General features: G+C 42.9%; 29 protein-coding genes. 24 read left to right on the top strand and 5 right to left on the bottom strand.

The window, feature by feature from the left end; genetic code table 11:
* Positions 1-864 carry a peptidoglycan DD-metalloendopeptidase family protein gene (locus JJQ94_RS15215; protein WP_099029183.1) on the top strand — a complete coding sequence of 288 codons (864 nt, stop codon included), beginning with the start codon at positions 1-3 and terminating at the stop codon, positions 862-864.
* An 83-nt stretch (positions 865-947) separates the two neighbouring features.
* On the opposite strand, the gene JJQ94_RS15210 is transcribed toward JJQ94_RS15215, so the two are convergent.
* Positions 948-1,169 carry an ogr/Delta-like zinc finger family protein gene (locus JJQ94_RS15210; protein WP_236596631.1) on the bottom strand — a complete coding sequence of 74 codons (222 nt, stop codon included), beginning with the start codon at positions 1,167-1,169 and terminating at the stop codon, positions 948-950.
* A 369-nt stretch (positions 1,170-1,538) separates the two neighbouring features.
* Between JJQ94_RS15210 and JJQ94_RS15205 the strand changes: the two genes are divergently transcribed.
* Both JJQ94_RS15205 and JJQ94_RS15200 read left to right on the top strand, forming a co-directional pair.
* Positions 1,539-1,790 carry a PapB/FocB family fimbrial expression transcriptional regulator gene (locus JJQ94_RS15205; protein ID WP_099029181.1) on the top strand — a complete coding sequence of 84 codons (252 nt, stop codon included), beginning with the start codon at positions 1,539-1,541 and terminating at the stop codon, positions 1,788-1,790.
* Positions 1,791-1,833: 43 nt separating this feature from the next.
* Positions 1,834-2,190, top strand: a complete 357-nt coding sequence (locus JJQ94_RS15200; protein ID WP_099029180.1) for a hypothetical protein — start codon at positions 1,834-1,836, stop codon at positions 2,188-2,190.
* 190 nt (positions 2,191-2,380) lie between these two features.
* On the opposite strand, the gene JJQ94_RS15195 is transcribed toward JJQ94_RS15200, so the two are convergent.
* The 4 genes from JJQ94_RS15195 to JJQ94_RS15180 are packed head-to-tail and all read right to left on the bottom strand — an operon-like array spanning position 2,381 to position 5,920.
* Positions 2,381-2,779: a 3TM-type holin gene (locus JJQ94_RS15195; protein ID WP_099029179.1), complete on the bottom strand. Its 399-nt coding sequence runs from the start codon at positions 2,777-2,779 to the stop codon at positions 2,381-2,383.
* A complete protein-coding gene (locus JJQ94_RS15190; protein ID WP_039497804.1) occupies positions 2,779-3,093 on the bottom strand; it encodes a hypothetical protein in 315 nt (104 codons plus the stop codon). Before JJQ94_RS15190 ends, JJQ94_RS15195 begins: the two co-directional genes overlap by 1 nt.
* Entirely contained in the window at positions 3,090-4,148 is a 1,059-nt protein-coding gene (locus JJQ94_RS15185; protein ID WP_099029178.1) for a phage portal protein, read from the bottom strand. The genes JJQ94_RS15190 and JJQ94_RS15185 overlap by 4 nt, the downstream gene beginning before the upstream one ends.
* Positions 4,148-5,920 carry a terminase large subunit domain-containing protein gene (locus JJQ94_RS15180; RefSeq protein WP_099029177.1) on the bottom strand — a complete coding sequence of 591 codons (1,773 nt, stop codon included), beginning with the start codon at positions 5,918-5,920 and terminating at the stop codon, positions 4,148-4,150. The genes JJQ94_RS15185 and JJQ94_RS15180 overlap by 1 nt, the downstream gene beginning before the upstream one ends.
* A gap of 191 nt (positions 5,921-6,111) precedes the next feature.
* On the opposite strand from JJQ94_RS15180, the gene JJQ94_RS15175 reads away from it, so the two are divergent.
* From JJQ94_RS15175 to JJQ94_RS15075, 21 genes are all read left to right on the top strand, one after another.
* On the top strand, positions 6,112-7,011 hold the full coding sequence (locus JJQ94_RS15175; protein ID WP_099029176.1) for a GPO family capsid scaffolding protein: 900 nt from the start codon (positions 6,112-6,114) through the stop codon (positions 7,009-7,011).
* Between the two features lie 10 nt (positions 7,012-7,021).
* The gene (locus JJQ94_RS15170; protein ID WP_099029175.1) at positions 7,022-8,059 is read left to right on the top strand and encodes a phage major capsid protein, P2 family; all 1,038 of its coding nucleotides are present in this window, start codon (positions 7,022-7,024) and stop codon (positions 8,057-8,059) included.
* A gap of 67 nt (positions 8,060-8,126) precedes the next feature.
* Positions 8,127-8,822 carry a phage terminase small subunit gene (gene gpM, locus JJQ94_RS15165; protein ID WP_099029174.1) on the top strand — a complete coding sequence of 232 codons (696 nt, stop codon included), beginning with the start codon at positions 8,127-8,129 and terminating at the stop codon, positions 8,820-8,822.
* Positions 8,823-8,922: 100 nt separating this feature from the next.
* Positions 8,923-9,360, top strand: coding sequence for a head completion/stabilization protein (locus JJQ94_RS15160; protein WP_099029173.1), 438 nt, complete (start codon positions 8,923-8,925; stop codon positions 9,358-9,360).
* Positions 9,357-9,830, top strand: coding sequence for a phage tail protein (locus JJQ94_RS15155; RefSeq protein WP_099029172.1), 474 nt, complete (start codon positions 9,357-9,359; stop codon positions 9,828-9,830). The genes JJQ94_RS15160 and JJQ94_RS15155 overlap by 4 nt, the downstream gene beginning before the upstream one ends.
* A complete protein-coding gene (locus JJQ94_RS15150) occupies positions 9,823-10,455 on the top strand; it encodes a phage virion morphogenesis protein (RefSeq protein ID WP_099029171.1) in 633 nt (210 codons plus the stop codon). Before JJQ94_RS15155 ends, JJQ94_RS15150 begins: the two co-directional genes overlap by 8 nt.
* 18 nt (positions 10,456-10,473) lie before the next feature.
* Positions 10,474-11,574: a DUF2586 domain-containing protein gene (locus tag JJQ94_RS15145; protein WP_099029170.1), complete on the top strand. Its 1,101-nt coding sequence runs from the start codon at positions 10,474-10,476 to the stop codon at positions 11,572-11,574.
* 9 nt (positions 11,575-11,583) lie between these two features.
* Positions 11,584-12,033 (top strand): phage protein, encoded by a 450-nt coding sequence (locus JJQ94_RS15140; protein ID WP_099029169.1) that lies wholly within the window; start codon positions 11,584-11,586, stop codon positions 12,031-12,033.
* Positions 12,033-12,665, top strand: a complete 633-nt coding sequence (locus JJQ94_RS15135; protein ID WP_099029168.1) for a hypothetical protein — start codon at positions 12,033-12,035, stop codon at positions 12,663-12,665. The genes JJQ94_RS15140 and JJQ94_RS15135 overlap by 1 nt, the downstream gene beginning before the upstream one ends.
* Entirely contained in the window at positions 12,655-12,942 is a 288-nt protein-coding gene (locus JJQ94_RS15130) for a putative phage tail assembly chaperone (RefSeq protein WP_099029167.1), read from the top strand. The genes JJQ94_RS15135 and JJQ94_RS15130 overlap by 11 nt, the downstream gene beginning before the upstream one ends.
* A gap of 20 nt (positions 12,943-12,962) precedes the next feature.
* Complete coding sequence (locus JJQ94_RS15125; protein WP_172439893.1) at positions 12,963-13,109, top strand: DUF6890 family protein; 147 nt, start codon at positions 12,963-12,965, stop codon at positions 13,107-13,109.
* Between the two features lie 4 nt (positions 13,110-13,113).
* The gene (locus tag JJQ94_RS15120) at positions 13,114-16,113 is read left to right on the top strand and encodes a phage tail tape measure protein (protein WP_099029166.1); all 3,000 of its coding nucleotides are present in this window, start codon (positions 13,114-13,116) and stop codon (positions 16,111-16,113) included.
* Positions 16,110-16,427 (top strand): DUF2590 family protein, encoded by a 318-nt coding sequence (locus tag JJQ94_RS15115; RefSeq protein WP_099029165.1) that lies wholly within the window; start codon positions 16,110-16,112, stop codon positions 16,425-16,427. Before JJQ94_RS15120 ends, JJQ94_RS15115 begins: the two co-directional genes overlap by 4 nt.
* Positions 16,417-17,556 (top strand): baseplate J/gp47 family protein, encoded by a 1,140-nt coding sequence (locus JJQ94_RS15110; RefSeq protein WP_099029164.1) that lies wholly within the window; start codon positions 16,417-16,419, stop codon positions 17,554-17,556. Before JJQ94_RS15115 ends, JJQ94_RS15110 begins: the two co-directional genes overlap by 11 nt.
* Positions 17,549-18,055: a phage tail protein gene (locus JJQ94_RS15105; RefSeq protein WP_099029163.1), complete on the top strand. Its 507-nt coding sequence runs from the start codon at positions 17,549-17,551 to the stop codon at positions 18,053-18,055. Before JJQ94_RS15110 ends, JJQ94_RS15105 begins: the two co-directional genes overlap by 8 nt.
* Positions 18,052-20,982 carry a phage tail-collar fiber domain-containing protein gene (locus JJQ94_RS15100; RefSeq protein WP_201435426.1) on the top strand — a complete coding sequence of 977 codons (2,931 nt, stop codon included), beginning with the start codon at positions 18,052-18,054 and terminating at the stop codon, positions 20,980-20,982. Before JJQ94_RS15105 ends, JJQ94_RS15100 begins: the two co-directional genes overlap by 4 nt.
* Positions 20,979-22,163: a glycine-rich domain-containing protein gene (locus JJQ94_RS15095; protein WP_099029162.1), complete on the top strand. Its 1,185-nt coding sequence runs from the start codon at positions 20,979-20,981 to the stop codon at positions 22,161-22,163. Before JJQ94_RS15100 ends, JJQ94_RS15095 begins: the two co-directional genes overlap by 4 nt.
* On the top strand, positions 22,163-22,684 hold the full coding sequence (locus JJQ94_RS15090) for a DUF4369 domain-containing protein (protein ID WP_099029161.1): 522 nt from the start codon (positions 22,163-22,165) through the stop codon (positions 22,682-22,684). The genes JJQ94_RS15095 and JJQ94_RS15090 overlap by 1 nt, the downstream gene beginning before the upstream one ends.
* The gene (locus JJQ94_RS15085; RefSeq protein ID WP_099029160.1) at positions 22,665-23,033 is read left to right on the top strand and encodes a DUF1353 domain-containing protein; all 369 of its coding nucleotides are present in this window, start codon (positions 22,665-22,667) and stop codon (positions 23,031-23,033) included. Before JJQ94_RS15090 ends, JJQ94_RS15085 begins: the two co-directional genes overlap by 20 nt.
* Positions 23,011-23,673, top strand: coding sequence for a hypothetical protein (locus tag JJQ94_RS15080; protein ID WP_099029159.1), 663 nt, complete (start codon positions 23,011-23,013; stop codon positions 23,671-23,673). Before JJQ94_RS15085 ends, JJQ94_RS15080 begins: the two co-directional genes overlap by 23 nt.
* Positions 23,670-24,152, top strand: coding sequence for a baseplate complex protein (locus JJQ94_RS15075; RefSeq protein ID WP_099029158.1), 483 nt, complete (start codon positions 23,670-23,672; stop codon positions 24,150-24,152). The genes JJQ94_RS15080 and JJQ94_RS15075 overlap by 4 nt, the downstream gene beginning before the upstream one ends.
* Positions 24,153-24,155 lie beyond the last annotated feature (3 nt).

Below are 24,155 nucleotides of genomic sequence, written 5' to 3'. Positions count from 1 at the left end.
ATGAAAAAATATTTAATCTTAGGTTTAAGCGCATTTTTTACAGTTAGTGCAAACGCCCAGTTTGTAGAAAGGGATGTATTGGGAGCGAAGCTTTTTAACGTTGCTATTGATGAAATAGACGACTCAAGGATTGGCTTGAATATAGATTATAATACATGGAAAGCTCCATACAAAGCTTGGGATGGAAAGTGTTGGGGTTATGATGGCGGCCACTCAGGTATTGATATGCAAACAAAGGACGTAGCTGGCGCTAAGACAGCTAACCGTAAGTTCTATTCTCTAAGTCCCGGTAAGGTTATAAAAAGTGGCAATGATAAATATAACACGATAGCAATTTATAATGCAGAAAAGAATCTTACCTACTTATATCTACATGCAAGAACTATATCTGTAAATGTGGGAGACACGGTTAAAGTTGGTGACAGACTTGGCGTTCAAGGTTCTGTGGGAGCCGGTGATGCAGAACATGTCCATTTTGAAGTGAGGGAAGGGAAAAGGACCGGGCCAGCTTGTGGGGCTGTTTCAACTATCAATCCAGAATCGAATACAATCGATTATCTAGTTCCCTTTATCAACAGTTTTGAAGATATTTATGGTGAAGTCAAAGCGGGTGATTGGAAATACTATCGAACATCCTTCTCCGTAGCACCAGGAGCAGAACTGAAGGTTGATTTAACTGGGATGTCAAGAAATGCAGATTTGTATTTAAGGGATGGGTCTTTACCTTTAAAATCAGCAAAAGACTGTTACTCTGATAACCCTTGGGGTATTAATGAAAGTTGCTCAGTAAGCACTGGAACTTGGTTCATTGGTATTTACGGGAATGAAAGTACCAGCTTTACCTTAAGCAACTACATCTACTAGACACTTCAGAGATGTTTTAAAAAGATCTTAAGTAACATGCTAGTTAGCTTGTCTATTAATCTTTTTTATCATTGTGCCTAAGATCAAGCATTGCTGAGTAGCTCTAGCTGCTCAGCTTTTGGTAAGTTCTTTATTAGTGATGCAGCAATGCTCGCTGTATTTTTTCGTGGTGGGTTTAGGTAATGCTTAAATGCGATGGTGGTTACAAAAGTAGCACCACATTCTTTACTATTAGTGCATGAGCAGTATAGATCCGCTATGCCAGATGATTGGTTTTCCCTCGATGTAATAATCGCCTTATTCATGCAGTTAGGACAATTTACCCGCATATTTTGCACCTTAAAGTAGTCAACTCTTTTCTGTGATTATATACAGTAGTTCGAGCGCTATCAAATAAACGATTTCTCAGCTGCTGGAAACCGAAAACGCCCAGAATTCACTCCTCCTCGCCTTCCGCTTTTGCACAAAAAATGCGTCAAATTGACAAGCCTAGTGACAACCGCCTTAGAGCTAAGCCAAGTAAATAAAGGATCTAGCGATTTGCTTAAAAGGATCTGATTGTCAAAGTTGTGACACGCTTTGACATGAAAGTGACAACAATATCGAAAAAATCATTGTAAAAACTGAAAATCAAAATAAACTAAAATAATTATGAATTAACTCATAACTATTTTATGAAATACCTTTTTAAAGGCATGCAGAGCCAAGAACGTTTTGAATTGCTTTTATCTCTTACTCGAATTCAAAGTGAAAGTGTTATCAATGCGCTCAGCGATTATTTGGTAAGAGGTATTGATAAGAAAGCTTCTGCTGCTATCAATAGTGTCGAAGTTTCAAACCTTTCCGCAGCTATCAGTAAGCTAGAAGAAAAAGCAGCTGTTATTGAAAGGATAAAGGAGTTAGATTTACCTAGTCAGCTCGATTAAAGAGTGAATATGATATAACCATTGAACATAAAAGGAATAAGCAATGTCGGTATTAAATTTTATTGAGTCTATTTTGGAAAGTGAAGGTTTATATAAACATGCTGGGCCAACGCAAACCTCAGTGACGATGCATCATTACAGGGATAAGAACAAAGGTGTTTATGTAAACTTCAACTTAATTATTGATGAAGTTTGTTTTGATCCAACCGAGGAAGACAAAGAATTGTTTCGAGCTTTTCAAAACGACAAAGTACTTGGTGAGAGGTTGAGTCAATTTGCTTACCATATAAGGTGCACTGTTCAAGAATACAAGAATAAAGCGAAAGAAACTACGGGAAACCAAGAAGGCACAACTTTCAAGTTAACAAGCGATCTGAGATTAGAGAAAGAGCCATCCTAAACTCACGAATATGAGACGACAATAATTAGCTCAGGAACATGCTACAACTTTATTATTAAAATAAGTAAATAGTAACTTTTTTGGTGTAAGTATTATTTCTATGTTTAGTATTGGGAGTCCGACAATTTTGTGGACTCCTAACATGTTTGAACTAATTATAATTACCATTAAAACAATTGAACACTTAGTACTATTTAGACACGCCTTTTATCTTCTCTACTGTTCGCAGCCCTGCGAGACCAAGCATACCAAGGGTAAGTTCCATCATTACATCAAGCGGAAGAGCTGGCGAGCCTACCTCAGGCCAAAGCCACTGAAGAATAGGGTTAATGACAAACGCAAATAGAAATCCTAGCCCACATACCCACATCAAAAATGGCCTAGCACCCGCAACAAATATGCTGCGGTGTGCTGCCTGAACTGCATTGATTTTTGTTTGTGCTAATTGTGGCTTTTGTAAAAGTCGGAGTTTTACAGCTTCAAGCTTGAGCTCTTCCTCATCAGACGTAAACAGTTCATCTAGAATATCGCCGATCGCGTTTACGGGTTCTGCTGCTCCAACGCTAAAGATTTTTGATAGCAAACCCATTACTTTCTCCTTAATTGGTTTATAACTTTAAGCGGATCCTTGCTGAATCGCTGACCTAAATTATTTAATCCATTGAATAGGTGGGGAGCCAAGTAAGCTCCTACACCAATAAAGCCTGGTCGAGCGCTTTCGGCCACTTGCCAGAAATCGCAAAAGCTCGATACCAAATAAGCCGCAAGCAATGCCATTAGCGCATTAAAAAAGTAGCGTGCAAAGGTAAACGCATGCGGGCTCAAATAAAGTTGTATTGCGGCAGCGACCATGCTGATCACCACAAACTGAAAAATGTGTTTTAGATATTCCATATCTATCATGCGGCCTTGTCCTTGTTAGGGTATAAGTCGGAGTATTCCGGAATGTCAAAAGCAATGTGCAAATGAGACGGCAAGTAGCGATTAATGCCTGCCATCGTTTGTTGAAGAGGTACTACTTCATTGTTGTAATACGCTCGAGTGATTTTATCCAAATCACCAAAGCCCGGGCTATCGCCGGAGCTTTGGCCGCTCAATGCTTCTTGCGCACGGTGCATACTCAGCATGTCATTGAGTGTGATTTTTTTAATACGTTCAAATTCATCTTTTGTAGAGATATCACCAACAGGTGTGATCTTAATAGACTTCTCAGCGTCGGCTTTATTACTCCTAAAGTTGAAGAACAAGCTTCTAAAGTTACCCACGCCCTTACTATCTTTAATTGCATCTTTGAGCTTGGCTTCATCATCAGTACTTAAATTAGGATCGGCCATACTAAATATAAAACCCATGTGTGCGCCGTTCTTGTAGTATCTGCGCCTGAATAATGTGGCATCCTCATTGAGTAGGGCGCTTTGAATTCCACCGTAATACTCAGGTATGCCGTAAATTCCTTGGGCTGGGTCGTATTCCTTTACATGTAATATTTCACCTGCTTTAAAGTGAATGGGTTCTAAGTAGTTATTACTGAGCTGCGCATATACCCCGCGCTCAGTTGTGTATCGCATAGTTAGTGCTGGCAGGTGGCGCAACCGGATTATTTGACCGAATGGGTTTTTGATGATCTGCAGGTACGCGTTACCAGACCATAAATAATCATAAGCGAATTTTTTAAATGCTTCGTTGCTAAGCACTGAATTGGGTTTAAACCACTTTAAAATCATGTTGCGCTTAAAGCCTAAAATAGGCCCATGCTGGGCATTAACTCGCAACAGCTTTACCAGTCCATGTAAACTAACGGGTGGTGCGTAAATGCCGTTACTGTCTGCAAATACTCCGGTGTAATCGGTCAACCGGTTATCTAAACATGGTTCGGGATCTCCAAAACTAAATACATCGCTCATTGCTGTATAGTTTGGCGTCTCGCCACTTTTTACATTTATCCTTGGCTTATCCATTAAGCTGCTATCCCTACAGATGTTTGACGGCCCATCGTGTTACCGTCTAAAGGTTCAAATTTCATGGCGTGCATAATTGCCCATGCAATATCGGCGTGGCCCGTTGTTTCAGTGCGGTTTGTGGCATAGGTGATTTGGTCGCCAACTACCTTGCGGCGAATGTTTATAAATGAGCTAGCAATGTTTACCGCATCTTTATCAAACTCAAAGCGGCGATTTTTAATCACGTTTAGCGCTTTAATCACCATTTGGTTTTTAATGATCGGGTTGTAGTGTATTGGCTCAGCATTTGGAAAGAATGCGGTTATTAGTTCCCACACGCCATAACCCATACCTGTGGTGTCAACTCCGATGTGCTGCACATTGTATTTGTGCGTGAGCTCTTCTATTTCGAGTGCCATTGCCTCAAAATCGTTCCCGCTCAAATCAAGCGCTTCTAGCAACCTAAATTTTTCGCCTGGTTTCATAGGTAGGCTCAACACTGCAACACAGGCTTTATCTCCAAAGCGTGCAGGGTCAAAACCAATTACCACAGGCTTTAAGCCAAATGGGCGCTCGTACTCATCGTCAAAATCATCCCATTTTGTTGAGTCGCCCACGCAGGCCATCAGTTGTTTTAAGTTAAATGCAGAATGCGCATCGTCGATAAATTTACACATAAACAAGTTGTCGAACTCGTCTTGTGAGTATTCGTTTTCAAGTACCTCAATATCAATGCGGTCAAAGCCTGAATTAACTACATCATGCACGTTAAGCATTTGCCGCCAAATGCCGTCTTCACATAAGCGACCATCTTTTAGCGCTTTATGACTACAATCAATTGCAAACTCAGGGTCGTTACAGGCTTTGGTTTTTCGATACCACTTACCATTCCAATGGTCATAGGCTTCATGGCTTGTAACACTGGGTGTGCTGAAGTAAGTAATGCGTAAGTGCTTATGTGTTGCCATTGCTTGAGCAAGGCCACGAAGGGTTTTGTATTTGGGGATCCAAAACACTTCATCTATATATAGGTCGCCACTTTCCGATTGTGCTGTTCTTGCATTGGTTGATTTGAAAATAAGCTTAACTGTTTTGCCACCTTTGAGCATTAGCACCATAGGTGAGCCAGTGAGCTCAATATTAAAGTGCTCACGAACAAGTGCGATAATATTGGCTTTGAATACTTCTGCTTGGTCGCGCGAGGCAGATATAAAAATTTTATTGCGGCCATTTACAACGGCATCATAAAACGCTTCGAATGCAAAATAGAATGTGGCCCCAATTTGGCGCGGTTTTAAAATAAAGCGGCTTCGGTGGTCTTGGTTCTCAAACCAATGGAGTTGGTGCGGATAGAGTAACTTTTCTTTTAGTTCGTCGAGCATTTCAACCGTGATGGCTGAGCAGTCGTTCTTCTTTTTCTTCTTCTTTTTGCTACCGGCTGCGGAGCTATTACCTTCTGGTTGCCCGTCGTTGGCTGCTCGTTGTTTAGGTGCCGGCGCAAGTTTACTTTTGTTTAGTGCACAGAGCTGGCGAGTACAAAACTCTAGCTCTTTATAATCAGCGTCGGTCTTTTCAGGTTTGTCGGTTAGGATATTAATACGGCGGCTAAATGCCATTTCTGCATTGTAGCTCGGGCACATATCTGCCCATTTACCATCATCAGCCCAGCGGCGAATACTGCGCGCACTCGGCATGTTTGGCAAATCTGCTATTTCATCAAACGTGTAGCCTTGTACCACATATAAGTCTTGCGCTTGCTTGCGTACCTCTGGCCCGTACTTTGGTTGCATCCTGCACCATAATTCATCCTTTAATTCGTACAGTTTAAGGGCTAAAAGTAGCTAAATCGTCCAATTAAAATCCTAGCTATTCCTAAAAGCTAAATATAGGAATTTCAAAAAGTTAAACCATTAGAATTAATCATTTATTGTGTGCAAACTTGGCCTAACTTAATAACGCAACGCATTAAACAGGTTAATCAATGCCAGGTCAATTACGCACAATACCGCTTGCTATTGCAGCTGCTGGTTTAACAGTAGATGGGCGAGAAATCGAAGAGCAAGACATTAACGATATTGTTGAGACGTACAATCCTAAAAAGTATGGCGCCCGCATCAATATCGACCATTATGCAGATTGGTCTGGCTGGAAAGCAGAAGCACTATCATCGGTTAAGCTCACGGGCGGTATGCTAGGCGATGTGATTGAGGTGAGCACCGGCACTAACGAAGATGGCGTACAAGTTTTAAAAGCGGTGCTAGCGCCAAATGCTAGCTTTGTGCAACTAAACCAAGCCGATCAGCACGTTTACTTTTCCATTGAAATTGACCGCAATTTTATGGGTACTGGCAAAACCTACCTTACAGGTTTAGCCGTCACTGATTACCCAGCAAGCACCTACACATCAAGAGCCAAATTTAATAAGGGCGCAGATAACACGGACGTTTCTTTTTTACGCGCAGACCTTGGCCTACATAGCCAAAGTGAAAAGCCAGCTAAAAAACCATTTTTTAGAAACCTATTCAGCAAGGATGATGAACCCATGCCATTAACGAAAGAAGATAAAGCCGAAATTGGTAACGCAGTTGCCGAGGCGCTTACCCCTGCATTTACTCAGCTTACGTCGAGTATCAAAGAGTTTGGGAAAAATAATGAGCAGGAAGCTCAGGGCCAACAGGATGAAGGCCAAGGCAGTGATGCCACAAACCTAGAGCTGACGGAGCAGCTCACCCAGCTAAACAAAAAGTTCGATGAGCAAGAAGAGAAGTTTAATGCGCTTCAAAACAAGTTTACTGAACTCTCAAGTACGGAAGCCGCTGGCACTACCGAAGCCGACGACGAGCATACCGGCGACGACGGTAAATATAGCAACTTATTGTAAGGAAACAGCAATGCGACCTAAAACAACTCAAATCTTTAATGCCATTTGTGTGGCGCTTGCAAGCAATTACGGTGTTGCAAGTGTGTCTGATAACTTTGCGGTAGAACCAACAATTGAGCAAAAGCTTTATGATGCAGTGTATGAATCGGCTGAGTTTTTAACTCGCATTAACCATGCGTTAGTTGATGACTTAGTGGGTCAATCGGTGTTTATGTCTGCGGGCTCAGGTGTTACTGGCCGTGCAGGTGTAGACGAAGACGGTAACAACGAGCGTAAAACTAAAGACGTGTCGGGTTTAACCAAACGCGAATACCGTTGTTATGAAGAAGAAATCGACGTGCATTTAACCTGGGCAAAAATGGATGCCTGGTCTAAGTTCCCTGATTTTCATAATCGTTATCGTAACCATGTTCGCCAGCAAAAAGCACTCGATATCATCAAAATCGGCTGGTATGGCACGCATGTCGCAACAGTAACAAATCTGACCGAACACCCAATGATGCAAGACGTCAACATTGGTTGGTTGCAATTGGTTCGCCGCGACGCGGCAGAGCGCGTAATCACAGAGGGTGAAGTTGCCGGAGAGGTGCGCATTGGCGAAGGCGGTGATTACGAAAACCTAGACTGCGCCGTGCACGACTTAATTCAAGGGATCCCGTTGCACAAGCGTGTAGGTTTGGTTGCCATTATTGGTGATGAACTCATTTCGCAAGACAAGGGCAAGCATTACGCCAAAAACGCCCACACTCCAAGCGAAAAAGAAAAAGTTGAAATGTCACAGGTGATCAACACTTACGGCGGCTTGCCTAGTTTTCAAGTGTCGTTCTTTCCACCGCGCGGCATTTTGGTCACGAGCTTTGACAATTTAAGTCACTATGTTCAGTCGGGCTCAACACGAATGAGCATTGAAAACAATGCCAAGAAAAAGCGAGTGGAAGATTACGAGTCGCGTAACGCCTGTTATTACGTTGAAGACCTAGAAAAAATCGTCTTCATCGAGTCTGACTCCGTAAAAATCCATAAAGATGCCGACGGTAACTGGTCTTAAATTCCTTTGAGGTAGAGCTTCGCCGCTTTGCAGTTTACAAGCGGCGTTTTTTAGAGAGTGTTTTTATATGAGCTTAGTCAAACGAGCGTTAGCCAAAACAAAAGGCGAAGTGCCAACAAGCAATGAAAGTAGTGCGCCAGCAACAAGCAAAGCGCAAAACCGCAAAAGTGAGCATACCGAGTACGCGTTTTTTAAAGCGGCCATTGACTCAGACTTGGCTCAGCTAAAAACATTCGGCGATATTAGCGACAAAGCTGACTATAAAGCCAAAGCAATCGAGAAGAATGATTACATAGGTTACTTAAACCAATACCGGTTAAGTGGTGACAATCATCCAAACCTAGTTTTAGCTTGGGTGTTTATTTGGCTAGTTGATTTAAAGCGATGGTCTCAGGCGATTGAACTATTGCCATTGCTGATCGAGCAAAAGCAACCGCTACCTAAACAATTTAACACCAAGCACTGGCCGACCTTTTTAATCGATCAGCTGTACGACGATGCTAACTGGTACTTACAAAATAGCTGCACAGTAGATGAATTGGCGAGCATGGCATTCACACTCCAGCGAGTTATTTATGCCACTCGCAATCAAGACTGGACTGGAAGCGAAATTGCGGGCGGCAAGCTCTATGCCATTGCTACCAAAATAGAGGCCACGTTGCATAACAATGGTAATGCCATTCGGTTTGGCAAGATTGCACAACAGATTAATGAGAAAGCGGGTGTAAAAACGCTCGTCGAAAAGCTAGTAAAAAAGATCTAAATAGCTCCAACGCCAGTGGGCAACTTAGCGTAACCAGTTAACAGTATTTGATTGGCTGCTTACGTCTAAGTGGCGCCCACACAAATAGCAAGGGTAAGTGATGAACTTAAGTGGAATGCCAAAAGCAGATTTGCAAATTGATGATCAGGTTGTCCCAGGCGATGGTTACTACCCTGATTTAAGTACTGCTTATTTTATTGAGCATTATGCCGTTGCCGGTGAATACGCCAATAAAAGCGAATTACTGGTTGAAAAGCTAAAGCTTGCTCAAGCCGAAGTCAATCAGGAGCTGATGCAAATAGTACTAACAAATGCTGAAGCACTGCACCAACAGCAAGCGCTGTTCTACAAAAATGCTGTTTACAGCAAGGCCAAAGCCAACTTGCTAGTGAGTAAACTGGGTAGCACGCACCGCGATAATGCAACAGCGCAATCACAAGCAGCCATTGATAATTACGAATATTGGCAAAGTGAATGCGTCAATGCTCTGAGACTATTGCAGGCGCTCAGCCCCAACTTATCTGTGGAACTACTATGAGCCAAAGTAAAATAGCCAAGCTTAAGCAGCACTTAGTGAGTGCGGTATACCAAGGCCACAAACTAGCGCTAGAAACGCAATTTGATTGTTGGATTGAAGGCGGGCGAATTGAGCCAAGCAGTAAAACTGTCAATGGCAACGGTTTATTAGCTGCACGATTTTATTACTCAGGGGTTATTAGCATAAACCCCTGTGCTGCACCGGCTGCATTGATATGTGCGTTTGCATCATTTTGGTTGCAAACCAATGGCGGTAAGTATGACAGCACAGGCATTGAATTTAGCGCTGACGTTAATGACTACAACAGCAACGAAGTTGAACTAACGATAGAGCAGCTTTGTGAGGATATTGAGCTTATTCAAACCGACAATGGCCCGTTTGAATTAAATGGCAAGCGTTATGACTTTGGTGAGCAAAGCCTGTGGATAGCTGAAGCATTCACACTGAATGGTGAAGTAAGCCGTGCTTAACGTCAAATTTGACGAAGGCCAAAGCAAAGAGCAGTTAGCGTTTTTACAGCTCAAGCCAAATAAACGACGTAACTTGTTGCGGGGTGCGATAAGAGCCGCGAACCGCAGTAGTAAAGGGCGAATAACCCAACAAAAAGACTTAACGGGTAAAGCGTGGAAAGGCCGAGCTAACGGGCGCAAGAAAAAAATGCTCACCAAGCTAAAGCGTCGAATGAAAGTGCGGTACGGACCAAATAACGCCAGCGTTTATTTTAAAGATACACGTACTGGCAAAATAGCCAGAGCGCAGCAAGAGGGAATAAGCATTACTGCGCAAGCGCCAAAAAACAATGGTGAGCAGCGCAAGGACGGTTTGGCAACGCGTAATCAAGCTAGGGCATTAATTGCCGCCGGTTACAAAATACCGCGCGGCAAAGGCAAAGGCACAAAGCGCGCAAGTATTGTGTGGATCACAGAGCATTTAAGTAAAACCCAAGCAGGTTTTTTGCTCCGAGAGTTAAAGGGCAGCTCAGGTAAGAGCGAATGGCAAATTGACTTGCCGGCCCGCTCCTTTTTAGGTCAAACACAGGCCGAAGAAAAAGAGCAACTGAATTTTATATTAAACAAAGCTATGCAAGTAGCGTAGCGCAAATAAGGAACGACCATGGCACAAGGAAAAGTATCCGTTGCCGCCATTCAAACTGGTAGTGGCGCTACGAAAGAAGTGGAACGCACGGCTCTGTTTATCGGACAAGCACCTGCAAACATTGGCAGCATTCTACCCATCAATGCTCAAAGTGATTTCGATGATCTATTCGGAGCTGATGATTCACCATTAAAAACGCAAATTGCTGCCTGGCAGCGTAACGGTGATGATCTGGTGAGTGGGTATGCAATTCCACACGGTGCTGGCGATGATGTTATGGCGCTAATTGATAAAGCAATGAACCAAGATGTGAGCCCTGAAATCATTGTGATCTGTACGCCAGTCACAGGCAAAGCTGAAATCGAGAGCTATCAAGCTAAGGCATTAGAAATCTTATCAAGCCAAGCTAGACGAGTTCGATTTCTTATTGCTGCACCAGGTTTATCTGATGGTCAAAACTGGTCGGATTTAGTTACGGCGTTACAGCCGTTAACAAATGGTATCGTTGGCGATAGAGTGGCCGTTGTTCCTCTGCTATTCGGTGATGAGCTGGGCGCCGTAACTGGTCGATTATGTAAGCGAGAAGTTACGATTGCTGACAGCCCAATGCGAGTACTTACAGGCGCTATGTCGCTCATGCCATTGCCAAAAGATGCAGCAGGCAACCCGTTAACCAATGCAACAACCGCCGCACTTGATACGCTACGATTTAGCTGTACACAGTTTTATGCTGATTATGATGGTGTTTACTTTGGTGACGTTAACATGCTAGATGCTGAAGGTGGTGATTTTCAGCAAATCGAAACAGGCCGCATTGTTGATAAAGCCGCACGCGCCGTGCGCATCATTGCTATTAAACATATCAAAAATCGCCGCTTAAACAACAGTACCAGCGGTATTGAGTTTGGCAAACGCACACTGGGTAAGCCACTGCGCGATATGAGCAAGTCAGTAAACATTGGTGCAGATAAGTTCCCTGGTTTAATCGACACGCCGAAAGACGACAGTATCAATCTAACGTTTATGGACGAGCGAACCTTACAAGTTGTGCTGAAGGTAAAACCGATTGACTCCCCGAGCACCATTATCGTTGGGATTATGTTAGACCGAGAAGTGTAAGGAGCGCACATGCAAAAGGTATTAGGTGGTAAGGACTTTGATATCTTCATTGGTAATTCAATGGTCCATGTTATGGAAGCCACGGTAAAAATCACGGATGGCCGAAAGGTTAAAAAGGTTCGCGGTATACCAAAAGGCTTTATTGATGGTGATGTTGAAGGTGAAGTCACGTTAAAACTTGACCATGAGAACTGGTTGATATTGCAAGCTCAAGCGGAAAAAGCAGGGAGCTGGAAAGCGATTGAACCTTTCGACGTTGCGTTTAACGCTGAAGTCGCGGCGGGTAAAAAGAACGTAGAGGCGTTCGGGTGTTTACCGCAATTAGAAGAGATTTTAAACATCAAGGCCGATGGTGGTGAAGAAGACACCACGACAATTAAATGTCCAATCACAAGCCCTGATTTTGTGAAAATCAACGGTGTGCCTTATCTAACTGACGATGAAACAAGGGATCTGTGATGACAAAAGCCATTCGAAACTTAAACCCAGATATGGTGATAAACACCATGCGTGCATGTGGCCATCGTATATTTGAGGGAGAATTAAACCTCAATATCATCGGTGTTCGTCACAGTAATACACGAGCAAATACATTTAATGATGCGATCTGCGTGCTGTACCAACAAGGTGGCGAATGGCAACTAAAGCAGTATAAAGCAACAACTGATGCGGGACTTTACTGGCGCAAACATCCAATGAATGTAGACGGTACAGCCGTGCTTATCGCTGGGCAACACCTAAGCCTTTGGACACTTGGCTATCACCAAGGCAAGTACCGCGCACTTGTACAACATAAACCAGTAGTTGTCTTACGGGATAACAACCAGGACGACGAGTTGGACACCAATACCACGCCTCATGCAGAACTACAGCAAGGCTACTTTGGCATTAACTGCCACCGCGCAAATAGTAAAACCACATCTACACAAGTTGATAAATGGTCAGCTGGTTGCCAAGTGTTTGCAAGCCCAAGTGACTTTGATGAGTTTATTGCTTTATGTGAGCAATCCGCAATCAAGTACGGTCCTTATTTTACATACACACTGCTAGATCAAGCAGATATTAAAGAGAGTATTAATCATGGCATTTGAGCAAAAGATAACAGTAGAAACCCAAGACGGTGATATTACATTCAATATTAACGGTGCAGATTACAACAAGTTTATTAATTCATCGTTGCCAAATAACAGGATTCAACCTGCTACCAACTTTTTGTTAAACACCGTAATAGAATCCGACGCTAAAAAATTAAGAGAGTTAGTTAAACAGCCTGGTGCGTCAATTTTGCTGGCATCGGTAGTCGTTGAGGAATATCAACCAGAGTTTGAGTTCACCATAAAAAAATCGAAAGCCGAGCCAAGCAAATAGGAAAAAGTAAGCTTGATCAGATGATGGCATATCACACTAAGTATTTTGGGGATATGCCACCAACCGATGAGAGCTTGGCACAGGCGCTTTATCTACACACTAACGAGCAAGAAAACTTTGTAACCGCCGTAAATAACGGCATTTGCACAGCATTAGGCGGCGAGTAATTCAATGGCAAAACTCAGCAAATTAGACAAGTTAACTTATTCAATCGGGATCATCGATAAAGTGACAGGTCCAGTGAATAAAGTTATGGCTAAAATAAATCAGTTGAGTCAGCAAACTACAACAGCGCAAGATCAAATGATGCGTGGTGCCGCTACAGCTGTAGCAGGTGGTTATGCGCTTGCCCGCTCGTTGGCGCCAGCGATTGATCATGTGGCCGCGCTTGGCGAAGTGCAATCACTAGGAGTTGCAGATGAAGCATTGCGAAAACTGAGCAAAACGTCATATGAGTTCGGGTTTCAATTTGGTGGTAACTCTGCAGAGTTTGTCCGCAGTGCTTATGATATTCAATCCGCAATTAACGGCTTAAATGGGTTTGAGCTATCCGAGTTCACCAAAACATCAAACATATTAGCTGTAGCGACCAAGGCTGATGCGGCCACCATTACTAGTTATATGGGCACCATGTATGGCATCTTTGAAAAGACTGCCAATAAAATGGGCAAAGCGAATTGGGTAAACCAAATAGCAGGTCAAACCGCCACCGCTGTGCAGCTTTACAAAACCACTGGTGCAGAAATGCAAGCAGCGTTTTCAAACCTTGGAGCGACTGCTACAAATATTGGATTAAGCTCGGCTCAACAATTTGCGTTAGTTGGTGAACTGCAACTGGTTGCTAAATCAGGATCAGTGGCTGGCACGCAAGCGGCTTCCTTATTACAAGGAATAGGTAAAGCGCAAGATGCATTAGGTATAAAACTAACCGACGATAACGGCGACATGCTCGCAATTGATGTGGTGCTAGGCCGGATAAATAATCGTTTATCGTCACTGGGTTCTGTAGCGCGTGGCGATGTGCTCACTCAGATATTTGGAAAACAAGGTGCAAAAGCAGTTGATGTACTCAGCACTAAAGTAGACAAACTAAAAGATAGCATAAGTGTTTTTGAAAACGTGCAAGACAACTCCAAGGCATTGGAAATGGCAAATATTATTGCAAGTCCATGGGATCGCTTAGGAGGTTCTTTTAATGCCGCTGCTACCGCAATGGGCAATCGTTTACTGCCAGTGGTAGAGCCATTTGTTGAAGTGCTAGCGTCAATGTTTGCGGGGATCGTGTTATTAACTGAGCAGTTCCCTGTTTTATCTAGTGTATTAGCAACAGGTATCGTTGTTGTTGTGGGACTAATGACCGCGTTTGGCCTTGCCAACGTAGCGATGGGGCTATTCAAATTTGCAGGCCTTACACTAACGCCAGTGATAAAAGGCCTTAAATATGTAACAGCGCTTTATTCTTCAACAAACAAATCACTCGCAGCATCACTGACATTAACAACAGGTGCCTCCAATAGAGCTCGTACAGCAAGTGCATTAACAACTGCGCAAATAATGGCTCAAAATCAAGCCACTAAATCCGCTTCGCTCCTCACAACGATTTATGCTGGAGCTATTAATAAGGCGCGTATTGCGTCAGAGTTATTCAATGCTCGGCTTCTAATGCCTGCAGGATTAGTACTATCACGCGTTAGGGCTATGGGTTTTATTGGCACTATGAAAATGTTTCCAAGAGTGTTGGCAAAGGGCTTTGCAAGTCTTGGAAAATTTGTAATTGGGCTGTTTAACACGACTCGAATAATGGGACTTTTAAATGCAATTATGCTTGCAAACCCCATAGGTTTTATTGTTGGTGCTGTTGCGACCTTGGCAGTCGTTATCTATAAATTCTGGCAGCCGATAAAAGCATTTATGAGTGGTTTTTGGGAGGGATTTGTACACAGTTTTGATCCTGTACTAGCAGTGTTTAGAGAATTGGGAGAGGCATTCACGCCTATTATTAACGCGGTTAAAAATGTGTTTAGTTGGTTAGCATCTTTATCTACTCCAGTTGAACAGTCCTCTGAGGCACTGGCTGATATAACGTCGGCAGGTCAAGTGTTTGGTCTTGTGTTTGGTGGATTACTAAATGTTCTTTTATTTCCATTAAAAGCCGTGATCTGGTTAATAACTAAATTAGTCAACGGTATCACATGGATTGGTGTTGCTATTAGCTCGATGTGGAATGCAGCACAAGCACCATTGAGCAGTTTTTTTGATTTCCTATTTACCGTGTTTGGCTACTCGCCAATGGGCTTGATGATCGAAGGTTATGGCAAGGCATTTGATTGGTTAAGTGAAAAGATTGGCGGTTTGAAAGGTATTGCCGATTCAATAAAAGATATTTTTAATTTTGGTGAAGATGAAACAAAAGTAAAAGCAATAAAATCAATAGAAATCGCACAACCTAAAGATTATGTATTGCAAAACGCTGAGCAAGCGTTTAGTCGAGATTACGGACAAAAGGTTATCACCAATGCTGGGCAAGTAGGAAATGGCAAAGTTAGTGCGTTCTACATCGCAGCAAACGACAATAGAGCTTTACAAAGTAAAAATGTTGCCATGCATTCGGCAACTGAACTAAACGGTGCATTTAGTCATTCCAACAGCTACGTAAACGGAGTTATTAATAAGACGGTATCAAACACAGATTTTAACTATGCGAGCCAAAATACCCAAACGTCACAGCTAACCATGAAGAGCAATTTGATCAGCTCAACTAATAAATTAGCTTATGCTACTAACTCACCGGCGTTCTATGCTGCAAATGATAGCCAAATTCATTCATGGACAAAAAACCAATCAATCGGCATGCCTTCAGGCAATAGTATAAATGAAGAACCTACGATACTTATGCCGCTACAATCAGTTAGAACAGATCAAAATATTACCAACTCAGCAATCAATAGCGCGCTAGAAATAGAGAGACAAAAAAGCGAGCTTCAGCAACAAAATAACAGCTATAAAGTGAAAACGCATAGGTCTGAGTTTTTACAAAGCTTAAGCAAGAACACAACAAACAACCAAGCAGTATCGACTGATAACTCGAAGCGCGTGATGATTGACTCTCTCACCATAAAGTCAGACAACGTGAAGAGAGATTTTGATGAGCTAATGGAGTTAGCTGGATGATACGTATAGACCTCAATATTGTTGATGGAGATATTCAGCTAGATAGCCTATTAAACCCGTCACAAATTAATGATCGTGATGTGGTTGCACAGGATATTAAGCACCGGATCATTGAAAGTAAAAAACTCCCTCTGCTAATTGGCCTTAGGAACAAAGACCACATTGCAAAAGTACTCACTGAAATTGAGCTAATTGTTGAACAAGATGATCGTTTAGTTCCTGGCACAATAAAAATCACACAATTGAATACAGGCCTTATCAATGTAAAGGCTGATACTCGGGATTACGGAAGGATTGAGCCTAATGGATTATAAAGCGCTTTTTGAAAAGGAGATGCGAGCTGCTGGTATGTCAGTCTCCGTGGAAGATTTTTCAGCGCAGTTTGATGAGCACCTAAAAAGTGCGGGGTTTGTAGTAAACAACCAAAGTCCATACAGCCCATTTTTTAGATTACAAAAAGCGTTAGTTGCAGAGCCTGCCGCCCAACTGGTCAAACAGATGACTACTCATGTAATGCCAAACAGCTTTGTTATGTTAGCTCAAGAAGAGTGGTTAGACATTCAAGGTAATGCCCGTGATATTGAGAGACTCACGGCTGTGACTGCTAGAGGGCAACTAAAAATAAGCCGTTTAGACGCATCACAAGAAATAGAGATCCCGGCGGGGACTATTGTAGAAAGCATTCCGCTTAATGGAAAAGTATACCGCCTAGTTACAGAGAGCGATCGTGTCTTAGCAATAGGCCAATCAACTGCTTCACTGACTGCTGTCGCTGAATCTCATGGTCATGAATACAATTTAAGTGCTGGCTATTATGTTCGTGTCGTTGGGGAATATGATGGTGTAAATATCACAAATGACGAGGACTGGTTGATCACAGCCGGGCAGTACGTAGAGAGTGATGAGAACTATCGATTGCGAATAAAAGCGGCATTCGCACACCTAGGTAAATACCATGTGGATGACGTATACAAAAATATTATCGCAACAGCAGGTGGGATCCCCATGGAAAATATCGCCCTTGAAAAAGGCGCGCCACGAGGTCCAGGCACTGCAAACGCGTATGTTTATTTAACAGTAGGAACAATAAGCCAAGCGATTATAGACAGTATTAATAACCATATTGCTGCTGGTAATCATGGATTGGCCGATGACATGAAAGTGTTTGCAATGCCAACTCAGTCATTTGATATGACAGTCACCTATGAGGCGACCCGAGATATTAGCAGTGACATCAGTGTTTTTATCCGCTCTGTCTTTCGTGAGAACGCAGCTTACTCTCCAACTCGAGTCATGCCAAATACCGCATTTAGTTTTAGTTTATTGGCGGCAGAATTACACAACGCATTCCCTGAGTTAACACGAGTATCGTTTAATCAAACCAGCTTAAGCACAGGGTTTTGGTTACCAAAGTTAAATGAACTGGTGGTGCAGCATGGCTAACCTACCAAGTTGGATATATGGCGATGATGCGAAGAGGCTAGCAAAGGCCACTGAGGACTTTTGGAACGAGCTCAATTCACAACTGCTATGGTGGAATACAATTCAACACAGCACAGACGCCAGCGAAAAAATATTAGATCTGCTTGCATGGGAAAGAGGCGTTAGCCGGCTATCGGATGAACCACTGAGCATGTACGCAAAACGAGTTCAGTTAGCTCATGTAAATGCTATTGATGCGGGCAGCGCAGCTGGGCTTGAAAGGATTTTCAGGCGTCTTGGAATATTAGCAGAAGTCAACGAAAGGGTAAGCGGGTTTGACTGGGACCAAGTACAAGTCTCAATGCTAGAAAAGAATTTCGCAGGGAGAGAGCGAATGATACTAGAGCTGATAGCGAGTTATGGCAAGACATGCAGGCGGTACGTGTTAAATGCAATGACAGCAATCACAACAGCAGAAGTATGTGGCTTGGTGTTGTACAACAAGGAGGTAGTTGGGTGAGCCAATTAAAAATTACAAGCGCAGGCATTGCATATAAAAATGATGTGTTTGCAGGAACAGAAACCCTCAATATAACTAAGATGGTTTTTGCTCATGTACCAGGATTAAATGCAGATTCGCCGATTTTAAGCGATAGTGTGCCGGCAAACATTGTACATAACCAACCTATTGATCGAGTCAGCAGCTTAGACGGTGATGCAGTCGTGATATCAAGTGTACTTGGCTACGACGTTGGCAATTTCACATTTAACTGGTTTGGCGCGATAGCAAAAAAAGCTAATGGCACTGAAGTGCTGATTGCGATTGTCCATACAAACGAGCAAACCAAGACACGTACAGATGGAGCTAATACCGGTGACTATAGTGTTAAGTCGATAATTTGGAGAAGCCAGCAACTAGCAGGGACCCTCAATGTAACATTGCCTACGTTACCCTGGCAGGTTAACGAAGGTGTATTTGCAACAAAAAGTGATATCGAGAGTCTAGAACAATATATAAAGGATGCTGGGCTTGGCACTCAAATTAGCCACCAATCAGCGAACTTCTTTGACCGTACGTTTGAGTTTTGGCTTGGTGCTGGAGAATCTAAGCCATTTCCTGATTTGCCCGATTCCGCTTGCGATATTCTGATATTTGGCTTGACTGATGGAACCGTGTTGAGCACAAACTTTGTTGGCCGTTTTACTAAGTATGGTTCGACGTGGAGTGCGAATACGATATATGGCAACACGAGTGGGGCTAATCATCCGTCAATAGAGATTATTGATAATGTGCCTACGTTTAGAAACCACCATGGCTTCAACTCATATCCATTCGCATTTAAATGCTGGATAGCGACCCAATCTGGTGGAAATGCTAAACCATTTGAATTTTTCGCGAATACTTACTCGACATATAACAAACCAACACCTGCAGATATTGGTGCTGTTGCCAAGGGTGAGTCTATAAATCTTACAGACCAAGATATTATTTGGTCGAACAATAGTGATGGTGCGAAAATTGGATTTAAGAACGATGCTGACTCAGACGCCGATAGTTATCTATTCTTTGAAACATCCGATAACTCTAATGAATACTTTAAGTGGAGGCACCGCTCAGGAACTAGTTATTCTGAATGGATGTCGCTAAGGAAGTATGGACTATCCACCAGAAACGCAACCTTTGATAATGGCACCAACACAACAGTAAACATCCAAGCTGATAGTGGTGGCAGAGCAATTTTAAATGTTTGCTCGGAGGCTTCTCAATCAACAGGCACAGTCTATGTCGGCCAAACCCCATTTCACGGTGGTGGTATAGAGTACAATGGTGATAATTCACCTGTCACTACTGGTGCTGGTGCAGACTTCTTCACTCTATTTAGAAGAGAAAACGGCACTGAATATTGGACTGCCAGAAATTTTGTTTCCAGCAATGACTGGGAATTTAGGGCAAAGGTTAAGGCTCCTACCTTTGAAGAAAACGGAACTTTATTGTCTGCTAAATATCACCCTAAAAGCACCAAGCTAGCAAGTTATGAAAGCTCGTTTTTTAATGCTGCTGGTCAAGACTTAAGGATTAGAGATAAAAGAGCGTTGGTAGGCGCTATAGATAAACTCTATATCAATTATGGTACAGATTGGCAGCGGGTTTACGCTCAAGGTGACTGGAACTTTGGAGGTGATATCACCATCACCAAAAACAACCCATGGTTAACACTCAAAAGCAATACAGAAGGGAGTGTTAATGATGAGCAGGCAGCAGGAATATCAATTGGAGAAAGTGGCAGGAGCAGTGCCGCAGCGTTACATATCTCCTACACCGGAGATGGACTTAGTTACATAGGCATGGGGCTGCTTGGTTCAGATAATATACCAAATAACTGGGCTATGAAGATGGATTGGACGTCGACATGGGTTTGTTTTCGTAGCGAAATTCGTTTTGGGGATTACAAGACCAAGCTATCTAAAGGCTATAGCGACTCTCTGAGAGTGGTTACACCGCATGGTAATGCTGATATTGGACCTAAAAATCAAGATTGGTGTCACTTTGATACGAGTAATCCAAAGTTCTATTTTGGCAAACCCGTGCACGTAAAAGGGGAAATTTACGCAGGCCCAAGTTTTAACCAACGAGTTTATCATGAGGGACATAAACCGACGGCAAACGATGTTGGGGCGATTGAACAACATTGGGGAACAACATCAGCAGTTAACCAAAATGAATTCACGACAATTGCTAAAATTAGTGGGCATGATTTAGCTTCCAGTATCACATTGCAATTAAAAGGAACTGTGAATAGCACAGTGGTCAATGTCAAAGCAGAAATTTTAGTTGATCATCATAAGGGTATTTTGGTAGATGCTGTAAACGGCGGGTATACGGCCTTGCAGATACGTATTATCAGTAATGGTAATGAAAAGTATTTAGTTCAAGTTAAAACCTTATCTGGCAATCCAATAGCCTTAATTTGCAATATTCAATCGCATACAAATGACTCAGTGAGTATTGGTAATTATAGTACTGATGGTTTCACAGTAGAGCATATACACACTACAAAAAGAAACAAGCGCTCACTGAGCTCAATTAATGGTACGAACATATATGTAGACAATTATGAAGTTTTGCATTCTGGTAACGTTGATGAGTACCTAGTCGGAGAAAGGAAAAAGCCACTGGTAAGTGGTGTTATACCCGCGCACAGCAATGTGCACCTAAAAACGAGCGAGACATTCATTCTACCACCAGTTGCAGAAACACCAGAAGACGCTGTGATTGTTGTTTCTAAGCGTTTGTCTGCAACTCCGTTAATCAAAACAAATAGCCAAGAGAAAATAATCATGACCCGACGAGGGCGAGCAATTGAAAAAAGTGAAGTGCTGTTTGATGCAAACTGCACACTGACGTTTATTTTGAATGACGAGGGTCATTGGGAGATGCATATATGAATAGCGCTAAAGTCAGCGGGTTACTAGGTGTGCATTATTTAGATGCCATACCAGCTATCGAAGGGCAAATTCTTGAGCCGAATAATAAGTATGTTTTTGGGTATGACATAGCAGGTGCTCGATTGCCCCCATCAGACACATTACAGATAGGTGATTGGATAGAAGTTATCCCTCCTATCGGGCAAAATGTAAATATACTTATACAAATAATTGATAACACAAGACTATTTTCAATTGTTGACAGAGTGGCGTTTGATAGAAATAACCCGTTGGTTATCAATGGGAGCAAGCTAAATAATTACTCTTACAATTCGGAGTTAGTGCATAGGTATAGATTTAATGGCAGAGACTGGCAGCCCGAACAGATGTGGACGACAGCGGAAAGCAGCATTGCAGGTACGCAAGGTGTAAAAGTTATTACGGAGTCGCAAACCTTTATTGTTCCAGCAGGTGTAAGCGAAATATTTGTTGATGTTGTTGCAGCGGGAGGTGGTGCTGGCGGCGGTGCAACAGTTGCGCAAAACGCTGAAGCGGGAAGTCCAAGAAACATAGCCAGCGGTGGCTCGGGTGGAGGTGGCGGCGCTGCGGTTTTGGGCGCCAGAATAAATGTTACCTCAGGACAGCAAATTAGCGTCGTTATCGGAAGTAATGGTATTGGTGGTTATAGCTACACCTACCAAAGCCCTCAAAATAAAAACGGCTCTAATGGAACATCAGCGGGTAACACTATTTTTGGAGAGTGGATTGAAGTTGAGGGAGGCAAAAACGGGAAAGGTGGGACGTACTTGCTAAACACGACATCAACATCTTCTATTTCTCCAATAATAGGTGGTGCAGGTGGACGAGTGTTAAAAAACACAACCAACGGTCAGGAATTCAATGGTGGTCAGGGTGGTAACTCTGGAACAACCAAACCCAACAACTCCACATCAGGTACGAGCGGAGAGTCTATTCACGATAAAAGCGGAGGGACAAGTGAACCAAAGTCTGGCTCTTCGAGTGGAGGCGGAGGTGGTGGCGCATCGGCGCTTGGTGATGGTGGAAACATACGCTTGAGTGGCGCGAACTATGGCGGCGGTGGTGGCTCAGACTCTGGTCATGATTACACATGGAGCACTGGTGGGATACGCCAAGTCGGAAATGGTGGGCGTTCAATGGTTAAAATTGCGTGGAGTATTTAATGAGAGCTGCATTAGTAAAAGATGGAGTAATAACCAACCTAGTTGAAGTATCACAGCTAAGCGACATTGCTGGGGCACAGTTCATTAGCACCAAAAGCACGCTTCAAATTGGGGACGAATATCAGTCAGAGTTAGCATTTTGTGGTGATGAGCCGCCTGTAATAATACCCAATATTCAGCTCAGCGGTATTAGCGTAAACAGCGCCAATGCGAGACTAATAGGTAAAATATGGTGGGTGCCAAAAACTGAGGCATTTACCATTACAGCAACCGCAAATGGTTTACCTAATGGTGGGTTGATGGTCATGGTTGAGCGGGTACTCAATGGGTATCAGCCGATTGATGATATTCGATTTGTAGCCACTATCGAAAACGGCCAAGTGACTATGCAGGGCAAGTTCGAACAATCTGGCAATTACATCATTACAGCTAAACGCTTGAACAAGGGACTGGAGCGAATAGGTGCACCGTTTAGACTCGAATTCGAAACCATGGAGTTTGATGCGTATGTTACAAACTAATCCAAAGCTGGAATTTATAGGGTGTGGTAAAGCGCGCGTGCTTGAGCCAATTAAACACAAATATGGTGAGGTGGCTGCTGGGTTCGTAACAGATGGGTTTAGTATTCCGAGATGGCTATGGTGGTTTCACAACCCATTTGGAGATGGGTTACTTGCTGCGATCATTCATGATGATGAGCTAAGAAAGCGAAATCCACAAGCGCATCAGTATTTTAGAGAATACTTACAGCTTGGTGGTGTGAGTAAATTCAAAGCTCACATTATGTATTTTTTTGTGCTCGGGTATCAAAAAGTAAAATATCCCAATGCTTTTAAGGATCACACCTATGGACAGGGCAGCGTTAAATAGACGGATAAAAACACTCCATAAGCTCAGCCATTACAGTTATCAAACGTCACGCACCATAACCAGCGCGGCAGGGGCCGCTGAACTTGCGGAAGCTGTACAAGATGAAACCAGAATTGACAGCCCTAGCAGTTGGGATGCTTTACTACTCTTTAGCTCTGGACAAACTGAAAAATCCTTAAGGAGTCAGCTGGAGAACTTTAATCAATCATGTCCAATTGCTGATTTTATTCACACGGCAGCTTATGCAGAAAGCTTAACTACTGTCGAGCAAGATAAGTTTACAATCACAAACGGGCAAAGTTTGGAGTGGCAAACGTTAACTACAACATCATTAAAGCCTCTGAGTTTACAATGGCTCAATGACTCCAAGGGACTCATAAATGATGAGGGAGTAAACCTCATCACATCCATTGATAGTGCGATGACAGAAACTGAAAACTTAAAGATTGAACGAAATAAAAGGCTTGCTCCTAAGGAAGAACACAAAGCATCAGAACTTAACGCTGAGTTGATACATGCTTCAAGCCGACGTTCTCTAGTGCAAGCCATAACTCAGCTTGGAAACAACGATGAACATTGGGCTTTTGTTTTACTCGTTGGTGATTTGGAAAGCTTAACCATGATGAACAACGCAATATGATCAGTATCGATGGGTGGCGTGTGCCAGGTTATGAGACCAAGGTAAGCGGGGCAGTAAAAATTAAAGGTGATGATGCATCGGGATTAGGCTCGTTTGCATTGTCACTTGACCAAGGTATTAAGGCTGCGGTGCTTACTGTAAAAACAAAAATACCATTCGCTGAAGAACAGGAGTTAGAAGCGTTGATCAGTAAGGCAAAGGCACTCGATGAGAATGGCGCGCGTAGAACCTACACAATCAACAGCCCAATTTCAGCAGCATATAAAATTCGCCGCGCCAAATTTGATGGCGATGTAAAAGCAACTGAAGATGAAGGCGTGAGGGCGTGGCTCGTGTCTTTTAACCTGCTCGAAGTGAGATCGGTATCAGAGCGCCAGCAACAGCAACTAGACTCCAAAGGACAGCGACACGCTGCGGCGCAGTCAACGACAGGACATGAAAAAATATTGGCTCAATTTAGCGAGGTTGAAGGGCCTTGAAAT

It is taken from the genome of Pseudoalteromonas sp. GCY (assembly GCF_016695175.1).
GTDB lineage: Bacteria > Pseudomonadota > Gammaproteobacteria > Enterobacterales > Alteromonadaceae > Pseudoalteromonas.
Note: the sequence above shows the minus strand (reverse complement) of the source record. Positions and strands in the feature narration are given on the sequence as shown.